Origin of the sequence: Streptomyces sp. NPDC002870, assembly GCF_042888505.1 — a bacterium.
Lineage (GTDB): Bacteria > Actinomycetota > Actinomycetes > Streptomycetales > Streptomycetaceae > Streptomyces.
On sequence record NZ_JBIAPW010000002.1, the window covers coordinates 389,467 to 402,285 of the forward strand.

At 70.3% G+C, this 12,819-nt stretch carries 11 protein-coding genes; 2 read left to right on the forward strand and 9 right to left on the reverse strand.

Features of this window, described 5'->3' with window-relative positions; translation table 11 throughout:
• Positions 1-68: 68 nt before the first annotated feature.
• The 5 genes from ACFYWY_RS04290 to mce all read right to left on the reverse strand — a co-directional run bounded on the left by ACFYWY_RS04290 (position 69) and on the right by mce (position 7,526).
• On the reverse strand, positions 69-848 hold the full coding sequence (locus ACFYWY_RS04290) for an ABC transporter permease (RefSeq protein ID WP_389179400.1): 780 nt from the start codon (positions 846-848) through the stop codon (positions 69-71).
• Between the two features lie 3 nt (positions 849-851).
• The gene (locus ACFYWY_RS04295; RefSeq protein ID WP_389179402.1) at positions 852-1,832 is read right to left on the reverse strand and encodes an ABC transporter ATP-binding protein; all 981 of its coding nucleotides are present in this window, start codon (positions 1,830-1,832) and stop codon (positions 852-854) included.
• Positions 1,833-1,932: 100 nt separating this feature from the next.
• On the reverse strand, positions 1,933-2,868 hold the full coding sequence (locus ACFYWY_RS04300; RefSeq protein WP_389179405.1) for a cellulose-binding protein: 936 nt from the start codon (positions 2,866-2,868) through the stop codon (positions 1,933-1,935).
• Positions 2,869-2,982: 114 nt separating this feature from the next.
• Complete coding sequence (scy, locus tag ACFYWY_RS04305; protein WP_389179408.1) at positions 2,983-6,930, reverse strand: polarized growth protein Scy; 3,948 nt, start codon at positions 6,928-6,930, stop codon at positions 2,983-2,985.
• A 167-nt stretch (positions 6,931-7,097) separates the two neighbouring features.
• Positions 7,098-7,526, reverse strand: coding sequence for a methylmalonyl-CoA epimerase (mce, locus tag ACFYWY_RS04310; protein ID WP_266535898.1), 429 nt, complete (start codon positions 7,524-7,526; stop codon positions 7,098-7,100).
• 147 nt (positions 7,527-7,673) lie between these two features.
• On the opposite strand from mce, the gene ACFYWY_RS04315 reads away from it, so the two are divergent.
• Both ACFYWY_RS04315 and meaB read left to right on the forward strand, forming a co-directional pair.
• Positions 7,674-8,882 (forward strand): acetyl-CoA C-acetyltransferase, encoded by a 1,209-nt coding sequence (locus tag ACFYWY_RS04315; RefSeq protein ID WP_389179412.1) that lies wholly within the window; start codon positions 7,674-7,676, stop codon positions 8,880-8,882.
• 10 nt (positions 8,883-8,892) lie between these two features.
• Positions 8,893-9,849, forward strand: coding sequence for a methylmalonyl Co-A mutase-associated GTPase MeaB (meaB, locus tag ACFYWY_RS04320; protein WP_389179415.1), 957 nt, complete (start codon positions 8,893-8,895; stop codon positions 9,847-9,849).
• Positions 9,850-10,019: 170 nt separating this feature from the next.
• Here the strand turns inward: meaB and ACFYWY_RS04325 are convergent, their stop codons facing one another.
• The 4 genes from ACFYWY_RS04325 to ACFYWY_RS04340 all read right to left on the reverse strand — a co-directional run bounded on the left by ACFYWY_RS04325 (position 10,020) and on the right by ACFYWY_RS04340 (position 12,774).
• On the reverse strand, positions 10,020-10,496 hold the full coding sequence (locus ACFYWY_RS04325) for a MarR family winged helix-turn-helix transcriptional regulator (RefSeq protein WP_307661042.1): 477 nt from the start codon (positions 10,494-10,496) through the stop codon (positions 10,020-10,022).
• Positions 10,497-10,673: 177 nt separating this feature from the next.
• Positions 10,674-11,429, reverse strand: coding sequence for an AIM24 family protein (locus ACFYWY_RS04330; RefSeq protein ID WP_389179596.1), 756 nt, complete (start codon positions 11,427-11,429; stop codon positions 10,674-10,676).
• 56 nt (positions 11,430-11,485) lie between these two features.
• Entirely contained in the window at positions 11,486-12,136 is a 651-nt protein-coding gene (locus tag ACFYWY_RS04335) for an AIM24 family protein (protein WP_389179418.1), read from the reverse strand.
• Positions 12,136-12,774: an AIM24 family protein gene (locus ACFYWY_RS04340; protein WP_389179421.1), complete on the reverse strand. Its 639-nt coding sequence runs from the start codon at positions 12,772-12,774 to the stop codon at positions 12,136-12,138. The genes ACFYWY_RS04335 and ACFYWY_RS04340 overlap by 1 nt, the downstream gene beginning before the upstream one ends.
• Between the last annotated feature and the right edge of the window lie 45 nt (positions 12,775-12,819).

Genomic DNA, 12,819 nt, shown 5'->3' on the forward strand with positions numbered 1-12,819 from the left:
CCGGGCCTTGACGGTTCCAGCCAAGCAGTAACGCTAACGTTTCGACGGCGGCGCGTCGCCGCGGCCCGCTACGCGTCCCGTTTCTTGAGCACCAGATAGCCGCCGAGCAGCGCCGCCGCCACCCAGATCACCATGATCCCGAGCCCGCCCCACGGCCCGTACGGCGCCTTGTCGCTGCCCATCGCCTCAGGGACCACCTGCATGATCTTGGATCCGGCCTGGTCGGGGAAGTACTGGGCGACCGTCTTCGCCTTCGGTACGGACGCGAGGATCTGCGAGACCAGGAAGAAGAACGGCATCAGGATGCCGAGCGAGAGCATCGAGCTGCGCAGCATCGTCGCCACACCCATCGAGAACAGCGCGATCAGGCCCATGTACAGGCCGCCGCCGACCACCGCGCGCAGGACGTTGTCCGCGCCGATCGTCGTCCGGTGTTCGCCCAGCAGCGCCTGGCCGAGGAAGAAGGAGAGAAAGCTGGTCGCCATCCCGACCACCAGCGCAAGCGCCGTAGCCACCGCGATCTTGCTGAAGATGAAGGTGGCGCGCTGGGGTACGGCGGCGAGCGAGGTGCGGATCATCCCTGAGCTGTACTCCGTGCCGACCACCAGCACTCCGAAGACCACCATCGCCAGCTGACCCAGGATCATCCCGGAGAAGCTGATGAAGGTCGGGTCGAAGGTGAGCTGCTCCTGGGGCGACAGATCGTCGAACGTCGACTTCAGCAGCGCGCTGAGCGCGGCGCCCATCGCGACGGTGACGACCAGCGCGCTCACCAGCGTCCAGACGGTCGAGGAAACGGTACGGATCTTGGTCCACTCGGACTGGAGGACGGCGGGTACCGAGGCCATGGGTCAGGCTCCCTTGCTGCTCTGGTAGCTCTGGCCCCACTGGGGACCCGGTGGGGCCGCCGGGGGCGCCGCCTCACCCGTCGAATGTGCGTGGTACTCCACGGCTCCCGCCGTCATCTGCATGAACGCCTCCTCCAGCGAGGCGCGCTGCGCGCTCAGTTCATGCAGGACGAGCTGGTGCCCGGCGGCCAGCTCGCCGATCGCCTCGGTGGTCGCGCCGTCGATCTCCAGGGTGCCGTTGCCCGACTCGACCGCCGTGAAGCCCGATTCGTGCAGGACATCGCACAGGCGCTCCGGCTGCGGGGTGCGCAGCCGTACGTAACTCCTGGAGTTCTCGTGGATGAAATCGGCCATTGATGTATCGGCCAGAAGCCGGCCCTGTCCGATCACGATCAAGTGGTCGGCGGTGAGCGCCATTTCACTCATCAGATGCGAGGAGACGAAGATCGTGCGTCCTTCCGATGCAAGAGTCTTCATCAAATTGCGGATCCAGTGAATTCCTTCGGGATCAAGACCGTTGACCGGTTCGTCGAACATCAGGATCTCCGGATTGCCCAGCAGAGCCGACGCGATTCCCAGCCGCTGGCCCATTCCGAGCGAGAAGCTCTTGGTCTTCTTCCTGGCCACGGCCGTCAGCCCGACGACGTCCAGGACCTCGGCGACCCGCGAGGCGGGGATGCGGTTCGACTGGGCGAGAGTGAGCAGGTTGTTGTAGGCGCTCCGCCCGCCGTGCATCGCCTTCGCGTCCAGCAGCGCGCCGATGTACTTCAGCGGCTCCTCGAGCTCGCGGTAGTGCTTGCCGTCGATCCGCACTGTTCCGCTGGTCGGATTGTCGAGGTCGAGCATCATCCGCATCGTCGTGGACTTGCCCGCGCCGTTCGGGCCGAGGAAGCCGGTCACCACACCCGGTCTGACCTGAAACGAGAGGTGGTCGACCGCGGTCGTGGTGCCGAAGCGCTTCGTCAGGCCCTCGAGCTCGATCATGCGGCCACGCTAGATGCGCGCAAAGCCCCCCGCCACTGGAGTGGCAGGGGGCTTGACGCATTCTTGACCTACGCGACGGACCCCGCGAACGGGGACGTACTCAGCGGGTCTGCTGAGCCGGGACGCCGCGGGAGATCGGCTCGTCGTCGGGGCTGCCGGCCGCGGCAACCGCCGCACCGGTCAGCGTGGCCAGCATCTCGCGGACGTTGGTCAGCTGCGCGTTGATCGAGTCGCGGCGGTTGGTGAGCGCCGCCAGCTCGCGCTCCGATTCGCTGCGGATCCGGTCGGCCTTGGCGTTCGCGTCGGCCACGATGTCCTCGGCCTGGCGCTGCGCGGTCTCCACCGTCTGACGGGCCCGGCGCTCCGCGTCCGTACGCAGCTTCTCGGCCTCCAGGCGCAGCTGCTCCGCGCGGTGCTCGATCTCCGCCAGACGCTTCTCCGCCTTCGCCTGACGCGAAGCCAGATCCCGCTCGGACTGCTCGCGGCGCTTGGCGAGGTTCGTCTCGAAGTCCGCGGCGGCCTGGGCGGCCTTGGCGCGGGTCTCCTCGAAGAGCGCGTCGGCCTCCTCGCGCTTGGACTGCGCGTCCTTCTGCGCCTCGCTGCGCAGTGTAGAGGCTTCGCCCTTCGCCTTCTCGACGATGCGGACGCCCTCGTCCTCGGCCTTCGCCTTGCGCTCGGACGCGAACGACTCGGCGTCGTTGCGCACCTGCTGGGCGGCGGACTCGGCGAGCTCACGGTGCTGCTCGGCCGCGCGGCGGGCCTCCTCGCGCAGGTCCTTCGCCTCCTCCTCGGCGAGGCGGAGGATCTTCTCGACGCGCGCACCGAGACCGGCGTACGACGGCTCCGCGTCGCTGACCTGGGCCTGGGCGTTCTGCGTCTCGAGGTGGAGTTCCTCGATGCGCTTTTCAAGAGAGGTGATTCGGGCCAGGGCACTGTCACGGTCGGCGACGAGTTTGGTAATGCGGTCGTCCACCTGACCGCGGTCGTAACCACGCCGCACGAGCTCGAAGCCGAAGGGGGAGGAAGTGTCGCTCATGGGGTTCCTGTCGAATGAGACCGGTGAGGTGATAGGGGGAATCCTAGGGGCCTAAGCGGCGTGTCATCGAGCGGATGACCGTTTGATCTGGAGAATGTCCAACCTTTTGAGTGGCTAGCCGTCGGACGACTTGCCACTCGAACGTGTAACCCCTGCTGTCGCGCCTGCTCTGACGGCACCTCCGGCGGAGCCGCCGGTGGGTGCAGCCTTGGTCCCCCCTGACGGAGCCTCGAATGACTCCAACGCTTCAAGCACGTCCTGGACACGGGAAATCTCCGCCTGAATGTCCTCGCGCCGGCGCACCAGCACATCGAGCTCGCGCCGGCCCTCGTCGACCAGCCGCTCGGCCTCGGCCTCCGCCTCCGCCTTGACCCGCTCGGCCTCGCGGACCAGCTCGGCCTTCTTCTGCTCGGCCTCCTTGAGGAGCCCCTCGGCCTTGCGCACCGCTGCGATGCGGACCTTGCTGGCTTCCGAATTGGCATCGGACACCAGCTCCTTGGCCTTCGCTTCCGCCCCGGCCCGCTGCTCCTCCGCGGTCTTCACCAGATGATCGACGCGCTCACCGGCCGTCTTCATCTGCTCGGCCGTCTCCCGGCGGGCGCGTTCGTGCAGCTCCTCGATCTCGGCCTCGACACGGGTACGCAGCTCCTCGCCGCGCTCCCTTATGGCAGCGGAGTCCCGGCGCGCGCCGACCAGCAGCTCGTCCGCGTCCGTGCGGGCCTTCTCCACCAGGGAGTTGCCCTCCACGGTCGCCTCGGAGACCAGCCGCTCGGCCTCGTTGCGGGCCGCGCCGACCATGGTGTCGGCCTGCTCCTCGGCCTCGGTGGCCGCGCGCAGCGCCTCCTCCTGGGCCTTGTTGATCAGCTGGTCCGCCTGCTCGGCGGCGTCCGCACGGCGCTTGGCAGCCGCCTCGCGCGCCTCGTCGAGCGCACGGTCGGCCTCTTCGCGGGCCTTCGCAAGCATCTGCTCGGCAGCCGCCTCGGCGTCCGCCCTGACCTTCTGGGCCTCGGACTTGATGCGCCCGGCGGCCTGCTGGGCCGAGCCCACCGTCTCGGCCGCGTCGGCGCGCAGCCTCTCAGCCTCGCCGCTCGCCTCGGAGATCAGCTGGTCGGCCTGGGCGGCGGCGTCGGCACGGCGCTTGTCGGCGGCCTGGCGCGCCTCGTCCAGGATCTGCTCGCCGTCCGTGCGGATCGCGGCGTGCAGCCGCTCGGCCTCGCGCTCCGCCTCGGCCTTGACCTGCTCGGCGCCGGACAGCGCCTCGGCCGCCTCGGTACGCAGCCGCTCGCTCTCGCTGGAGGCCTCGCCGATGAGCCGGTCGGCCTGGGCGGCGGCGTCCGAGCGGATGCGGTTGGCGTCCTCGCGGGCTTCGGCGCGGGCACGCGATGCGTCCTGCTCGGCCGAGGCGAGCGAGTCCGTCGCTTCGGTACGCATGCGCTGGACGTACTCGGCGGTGTCGGCGCGCAGCCGGTCCGACTCCGTGATCGCTTCCCCGACGGTGCGCTCCGCGAGCGCGTTGGCCGCATCGGTCTCCTCCTGGGCCCTGGCCCGCAGCCGGCTCGCGTCTTCCGCTGCCCGCTCCCGCTCGGCGTACGCGTCGGCGCGGACCCGGTCCGCCTCCTCCTGCGCCTCGGTCCTGGTGCGGTCGGCAGCGTGCTCGGCGGCCGAGCGCAGCCCGGCGATCTCCTGCTCCGCCTGCTCCTGGAGGCCGTTGACCGAGTCACGTACCTGCTGGGCGGTCTGCTCGGCGGCGGAGACCATTTCGGTGGCGCGACGGTCGGCCTCCTCGACCAGCCGCTGTGCCTCGGTCTGCGCCTCCTCGACCCGCTTACGGGCGGAGGCCAGCAGCTCCTCGCTCTGCTCGCGGGCCAGCTCGCGCTCCTGGTCCGCCTCGCCACGCGCGGATTCGAGGATCTCCTCGGCCTCCCGGCGGCGGCGGTTCGCCTCCTCCTGAGCGGCGGCCAGCGCCTCGGCGGCCTCGGCGCCCACGCGTTCGGCGGCGGCCGCGGCCTCGGCGCGCAGCCGGTCGGCGCTGTCCTGCGCCTCGTTCTTGAGCCGCTCCGCCTCGTTGGCGGCGTCGCTGCGCAGCCGTACCGCGATGTTCTCCGCCTCGGCGCGGGTGGTCGACGCGTCCGACGCGGCCTCGGTACGCAGCCGCTCGGCCTCGTGCTCGGCCTGCGCCTGGAGCGTACGGATCCGCTCGGCGGCCTCTGCGCGCAGCCGCTCGGTCTCCTCTGAGGCCTCGCGGCGGATCCGCTCGGCCTCGCCACGGGAGCCTGCGAGGTTCTCCTCGGCGGCGGCGAGACGGGCCTCGGCCTCGGTGTGCAGCCGGGTCAGCTCCTCGGCGGCCTCGGCCTGGCGTGCCGCGATGCCGCGCTCGGCCTCCTCGCGCAGTACGGCCGCGGCCTGCTCGGCCGCGGACTTGACGCTCTCCCCCTGCTCCTCGGCCTCCGCGCGCAGCCGCTCGGCCTCGGCGCGGGTGCGCTCCAGGGTCTCCTCGGCCTGCTTGCGCAGGGTGGTGGCGCGCTCGATCGCCTCGGTGCGGACCCGCTCGCTGTCGCTGCTCGCCGTGGCGCGCATCTCGTCGGCGTCGGCGCGCGTCTTCGTCAGCAGCTCCTCGGCGGTACTGGCCGCCTCCTCGATCTGCTGGACGGCCTCCCGGCGGGCCTCGCCGCGGATCCGCTCACCCTCTGCGACCGCCTCCGCGCGCAGCTGCTCGGCCTCGCCGCGCAGCCGGCGCGCCTCCTCCTGCAGCTCGACGGTCTTGGCGCGGTACTCCTTGGTGTCGTCCTTGGCCGCGCCCTTGAGCTGATCGGCCTGCTCGGCGGCCTCGCCGCGCAGCCGGTCCGCCTCCGCCTCGGCCTCGCGGCGGATCCGCTCGGCCTCCTCGCTCGCCGCGCGGGTGGTGGCCTTGGCGTCGTCGGAGGCCTTGGTCAGGACCTCCTCGGCGGTACGGGCCGCCTTGGCGAGCTGCGCCGCGGAGTCCTCGGCCGCGACCGTACGGGCCTTGTCACCCGCGGCCGCGACCAGCTTCTCGGCCTCGTCCCGGGCGTCGGCGACCGCCTGCTCGGCCTCCGCCTTGAGCGCCTCGGACTCCTTGGTGGCCTCGCTGACCAGCCGGGCGATCTCCGCCTTGGCGGTACGGGTGCGCTGCTCGTTGACCGATTCGGCGGACGCCAGCTGCTTGGCCGCCGTCTCCTTGGCCTCGGTCAGGAGCTTCTCGGACTCCGCGCGGGCCTCGCGCAGCTTCTCCTCGGCCTCCTGGATCCGCTGCTCGGCGCTGCGGCTCAACTCGGCGGCCTGCTGGCGGGCCTGGTCCGACTCGGCGGTGGTGGAGGAGCGCAGCTGCTCGGCGTGGCTGGTGGCCTCGTGTGCCTGGTTGGAGGCGGCGTTCAGCAGGCGTTCGGCGTCCTTGCGGGCGCGCAGCAGGACCGCCTCGGCCTCCGCACGGGCGGCCTCCGCCTCGGAGCCGAGCCGCTGACGGGCCTCCTCTGCGACCCTCGCGGCCTCGGCGCGGGCGGCTGCCAGGGACTGCTCGGCCTCGGCGCGGGACTCGTCGAGCAGCCGGCGGGCCTGTGACTCGGTGCGGGCGCGGAGCTGCTCGGCCCAGGCGACGTTCTCGTTGACGTGCGTCTCGACGGTCTGGCGGCGCTCGGCCAGCTCCTGGTCCAGGCGCTGGCGGCGCTGGACCGCCTCGGAGTGCAGCTCGGCCTGGAGACGGGCCTGGTGCTCTGCGTGCTCCTGGAGGATGCGCTGGGTCTGGGCGCGGACCTCACGCAGCTCGCGCTCGGCGTCGGAGCGCAGCTGGTCGGCCTGGATCTGGGCATTACGGAGCAGCTGCTCGGCCTGGTAGCCGATGTCGGCGCTGTCGTAGGCAGGACGGGAGGCGAGGTTGCGGCGCGCCTCGTGGAGCTTGGCGCGCAAGACCTCGACCTGGTAACCGAGGTCCTCGGCGTGCTGGACGGCCTTCTCCCGCTCGGTCTTCAGCCGGTCCATCTCGGCTTCGAACCGCGAGAGGTGGTCGTCGTCAGCTCGGTGGCTCTCCTGGCGTTCGTAGCCCCGCACTGCGCGGTCCCATCCGTCCCCTGGTCGCAACTTTCTCCGTACGAGCACCGTTCGCCGGCGAACGGCCCCCCGGGGAATGGTGACAGATCCAACGGAGGGGACGCGGCGCGGCCCCGACCCGGCCCCGGCCCGGAGCGGCCTACTCTACCGGGCCGGGAATCCGGAGGTCAGTGCTCCGTTGCAGAGGTGACGAGTTCGGTGAGAACGCCGTGGCAGTCCTTGGGGTGGAGAAAGGTGATGCGGGAGCCCATGGAGCCGATACGCGGCTCGTCGTAGAGAACACGCACACCCTTGTCCCGGATCGACTGTGCGTCACCGTCGACGTCCGCGGTGCCGAAGGCGATGTGGTGGACCCCCTCACCGTTCTTGGCCAGCCACTTTCCGACTGCCGAGTCCTCGCGCGTCGGCTCCAGGAGCTGGAGGTACGAGGCGCCGCCGTCGGACGTCTCATTGATCTTGAGCATGGCTTCGCGTACGCCCTGCTCCTCGTTGACCTCGGTGTGGAACACCTCGAAGCCGTATGTGGCCCGGTAGAACTCGACAGTCTTGTCGAGGTCGAAGCAGGCAATCCCGATGTGGTCGATTCGCGTCAGCATTCCCCCAGTGCAGCGCCCGGACGGTGGTTACGCAACGTGCGCGCGATCACACCGGCCGCCCGGTGACCGCAGCCCGTACCGGTCAGTACATTTGAGGTAAACCCTCGTTCACTCCTCAGCCTCCGCGCTGGAAGGGGATCGTGCCTCATGTCAGGAACGACCGATACCACCTCAGTGATCGTCGCGGGCGCCCGCACGCCCATGGGACGTTTGCTCGGCTCGCTCAAATCCTTCTCCGGCGCTGATCTCGGCGGCTTCGCCATCAAGGCGGCGCTGGACCGGGCGGGCATCGGCGGTGATCAGGTGCAGTACGTGATCATGGGCCAGGTGCTGCAGGCCGGGGCCGGGCAGATCCCCGCGCGCCAGGCCGCGGTCAAGGCCGGCATCCCGATGAGCGTGCCCGCGCTCACCGTCAACAAGGTCTGTCTCTCCGGGCTGGACGCCATCGCGCTCGCCGACCAGCTGATCCGCGCGGGTGAGTTCGACGTGATCGTCGCCGGCGGCCAGGAGTCCATGACCAACGCGCCGCATCTGCTGTCGAAGTCACGCGAAGGGGTCAAGTACGGCGCGATCGAGATGCTCGACTCGATGGCGTACGACGGCCTCACCGACTCCTTCGAGGACATCGCCATGGGCGAGTCCACCGAGAACCACAACAAGCGCCTCGGCATCGGCCGGCGCGAGCAGGACGAGATCGCGGCGCTCTCGCACCAGCGGGCCGCGGCCGCGCAGAAGAACGGCATCTTCGAGGCCGAGATCACTCCGGTCGAGGTCCCGCAGCGCAAGGGCGACCCGGTCGTCTGCACCAAGGACGAGGGCATCCGTCCCGAGACCACGGCCGACACGCTCGGCAAGCTGCGGCCCTCGTTCGCCAAGGACGGCACGATCACGGCGGGTTCGTCGTCGCCGATCTCGGACGGCGCGGCGGCGGTCGTGGTGATGAGCAAGGCGAAGGCGGAGGAGCTCGGCCTCGAGTGGATCGCGGAGATCGGCGCGCACGGCAATGTGGCGGGCCCCGACAACTCCCTGCACTCGCAGCCGTCGAACGCGATCCGCAACGCGATCGGCAAGGAGGGCATCGGCGTCGAGGACCTCGACCTCATCGAGATCAACGAGGCGTTCGGCTCGGTCCTGGTGCAGTCAATGAAGGACCTCGGGGTGTCCCCGGAAAAGGTGAATGTGAACGGCGGCGCGATCGCGCTCGGACACCCGATCGGGATGTCCGGCGCGCGGGTGGTGCTCCACCTGGCGCTGGAGCTGAAGCGGCGCGGCGGCGGCGTGGGTGCGGCGGCGCTGTGCGGCGGCGGCGGGCAGGGTGACGCGCTGATCGTGCGTGTCCCGGGCAACGGCAAGTAGGAGCACTCACATGGTGGACGTCCCCCAGCTGGTTGCCCAGGCGAGGGAGGGCCGGCCGCGGGCCGTGGCCCGGCTGATCTCACTCGTCGAGGGGGCGTCCCCGCAGCTGCGAGAGGTGATGGCGGCGCTGGCTCCGCTGGCGGGCGGGGCCTACGTGATCGGCCTGACCGGCTCGCCCGGTGTCGGTAAGTCGACTTCCACGTCGGCGCTGGTGACGGCGTACCGGCGGGCCGGCAAGCGGGTCGGCGTCCTGGCCGTCGACCCGTCCTCGCCCTTCTCGGGCGGGGCGCTGCTCGGCGACCGGGTCCGGATGTCTGAGCACGCCTCCGACCCGGGCGTCTACATCCGCTCGATGGCCACGCGCGGGCACCTGGGAGGCCTCGCCTGGGCCGCGCCGCAGGCGATCCGCGTCCTGGACGCGGCCGGCTGCGACGTGATCCTGGTGGAGACGGTGGGCGTTGGCCAGTCCGAGGTCGAGATCGCGTCCCAGGCGGACACGTCGGTCGTCCTTCTCGCCCCCGGGATGGGCGACGGCATCCAGGCGGCGAAGGCGGGCATCCTTGAGATCGGCGATGTGTACGTCGTCAACAAGGCGGACCGGGACGGGGCGGACGCGACGGCCCGCGAGCTGAACCACATGCTGGGGCTGGGCGAGTCCCGCGGTCCCGGCGACTGGCGCCCGCCGATCGTCAAGACGATCGCGGCGCGGGGCGAGGGCATCGACGAGGTGGTCGAGGCGCTGGAGAAGCACCGCGCGTGGATGGAGGAGCACGGCGTGCTCCCCGAGCGCCGCGCCCGCCGAGCGGCGGGCGAGGTGGAGACGATCGCGGTGACGGCGCTGCGGGAACGGATCGGGGACCTGCACGGGGACCGGCGGCTGGGCTCGCTGGCGGAGAGGATCGTGGCGGGGGAGCTGGATCCGTACACGGCGGCGGACGAGCTGGTGGCGGGGCTGACGGAGGGCTGAGGCGACGGGGTTCGTCCCCGCGCCCCGCCCCTCCCGGGGTTACCGTCACCGCGGCCGGCGGTCTCGAAGTGACGGGCTCGCGCGGCCAGTTGGCGCGCGTGCTGGGCAAAGCGTACGGACCTGCCGCCTGAGCGGACCTGCCGCCCGACGGACGGTCCGCCTGCCGGCGGCTACTGCTTGCCGCGCCGTCCGCGCAGATGCTCGGCCACCGGCGACAGCGACTCCCGCAGATCGGCCAGCGCCTCCGGGGTCAGCAGGTCGATGAAGTGCTTGCGTACGGACGCGACATGATGCGGCGCGACCTTCTGCATCGTCTCCATGCCCTGCTCGGTCAGCACCGCGTAGAGCCCGCGCCGGTCCGACTCGCAGTTCTCTCTGCGGACCAGTCCCGCGTTCTCCATGCGGGTGATCTGGTGGGAGAGCCGGCTCTTGGACTGCAGCGTCGCCGCGGCGAGGTCGCTCATCCGCAGCCGCCGCTCCGCCGACTCCGAGAGGTTGACCAGGATCTCGTAGTCGTTGTTGGTCAGGCCGAACGGTTGGAGGTCCTTCTCGAGCTGGTGCATCAGCAGTCTGCTGACGTCCAAGTGGGTGCGCCAGGCGCACTGCTCGTCATCGGTCAGCCAGCGGGTGGCCGTCTCGGTCTCCATATATAGAATCTACCTAAGAAGTTGAAAGACGGACGAAGTCGGGGGGTGTGACGCCTGGCACCCGGGCGCGCGAGAAGCTGCACGGGAAACCGCACGAGAAACCGCACGAGAAACCGCACGAGAAGCGACCGCGCACAAGGGTGCAGGCGTTCGACGTCACACTCCGCAGACTACCGCTCACAGGCCGAAGCGACGCTGGAGGTCCCCCAGCTGACCCGGAAGCCGGGGCGTGGACCCGTGTTGACCTGGGACTCCGCCCCCCGCGTGACCGCCCGGGACGCCCGCCTGCTGCGGCACCGCGCCCGTCGGCGTCTCCGCCATCAGCGCCTCGGTCGACTGCAGCAGCACCGTCCCAGCGCCGACGAACTCGAACTGGTGCTCCTCGCCGGAGGCCCCGCCGATCCCCGTCATCGCCCGCAGGCCGCCCATTACGCCTGCCATATAGCTGTGGTCGTAGTGGTGGCAGGGGGAGGGGCAGTCCGCCCAGCCCACCAGCGCCTGCGGATCCACCCGGATCGGCGGCTCCATGAAGACCACCGGACCATTGGACGCGGCCACGAACTTCCCCGTGCCGATCAGCGTCAGAAAGCCCGGCACGATGGACTGCTTCAGCGCCAGGGTCGGCTGGTACGCCAGCAGATTCCCGGACCGGATCGTCAGATTCCCGTTGTCCAGGTCGTACGAATTCACATCGAAGGCGCGGTCGGCGAGCAGCATCTTGCCGCTGCCCTCCGCCACCACCCAGTCGCTCGCGTGCAGCGGCGAGTGGAACGAGGTGCGCAGCAGCCGGTCGAACCGGCCGTGGCCGATGCCGTTGAAGTCGATGCGCCCGTAGTAGGCGATCATCTTCCCCTTCTGCAGGAACCACTGACTGCCCTTGAGCTCCACGCAGAAGGTGTACGGATTGACGTTGTCGTCGCTCGGCAGCGTCATCGGGTCGAACGTCCCCTGGGGCCCTGCGGCCCCGGGGATACCCCATTCAGGACCGGTCACAGCTTCTCCTCCGAGGCCTGTACGTACACCGCGCCACTGCCGCTCAGCTCCAGCTGGAACGCCTCGCCCGAGCCGCGCCCCACCATGTCGCGCCAGCCCAGCGCGGTGGAGAGCTTGTTGCGTACGTCACCGTGGTGCGCGACGTACGCCTGCGGGTCCACGTGGACCGCGCGCCCCGGCGTGATCGGCAGCTCGATCACACCGCCGTGCGCCATCACCGCCACCGCGCCATGGCCCTTGAGCGTGGTCGTGAAGAGCCCCTGACCGGTCACCTGGCCGCGCACCATGCCCATGACCCCGCCCTGCGAGCCCATGAACATCGTGCCCTGCTGCAAGGTCCCGTCGAAGGCGAGCAGCCGGTCCGCCTCGACGTACAGGGTGTCGCCGGCGAGGTTGATGACCTGGATGTGGTGGCCGCCGTGGCCGAACATCACGGTGCCGCTGCCCTCCACCGTCATCAGCGGCGTCGCCTCGCCCGCCACCCGCCGGCCGATCATCGACGCAATGCCGCCCTGGCCACCCTGAATGTTCGGGGTGAACGTGACGTCGCCCTTGTACGCGAGCATCGCGCCGCGCTGGCTGAACATCTTCTGGCCGGGGGCGACCGTCGCCTCGACCATCCTGGAATTGATCTCGACGAACGGCATCAGACGTCGCCCCCGATGGTGTTGCGCTCGCTGGGCTGCACGTACACCAGACCGTCGCCCTCGAAGCGGATCTGGAAGGCCTCGCCCGAGCCCTCGCCTATGAAGGTGCGGAAGGACACCCCGGACTGGAACTCCTGCCGCAGATTGCCCTGGTGCGCGATGTACGCGCCGGGGTCGACGGACAGCGGGTACTGGGGCGTCACCCGCAGCACCACCGCGGCGCCGTCAGACATGATCGCCGCCTGGCCGGTGCCCTCGACGGTGGTGGTGAACAGGCCATTGCCGCTCGCACCGCCGCGCAGCCCGGTGAAGGTCGTCCCGGTGCGCAGCCCGCCGTCTGTGCAGAGCAGATTGCTCGCCTCGACATAGAGCTTGTCGCCGTGCAGGTTCACCAGATTGATCTCGGACGCGCGATCGGCGAAGTAGCAGGTGCCCTGCCCCTTCACTTCCATCACGGTCATCTGCTCGCCGGTGATGCGGCGGGTGACCATCCCGCGGATGCCCTCACCGCCGCCGGACATCTTTTTGAACGCCATCTGGCCGTCGTAGGCGACCATCGAGCCGTTCTTCGCTTTGACGGCGTCGCCGGTCATGTCGACGGCGAGCACCTTGCTGCCCTGGAGTCGGAACGTTGCCACGGAGTGACGTTAACCGGTGGTTCCGCCCCAGAACAGGGTCCTCAG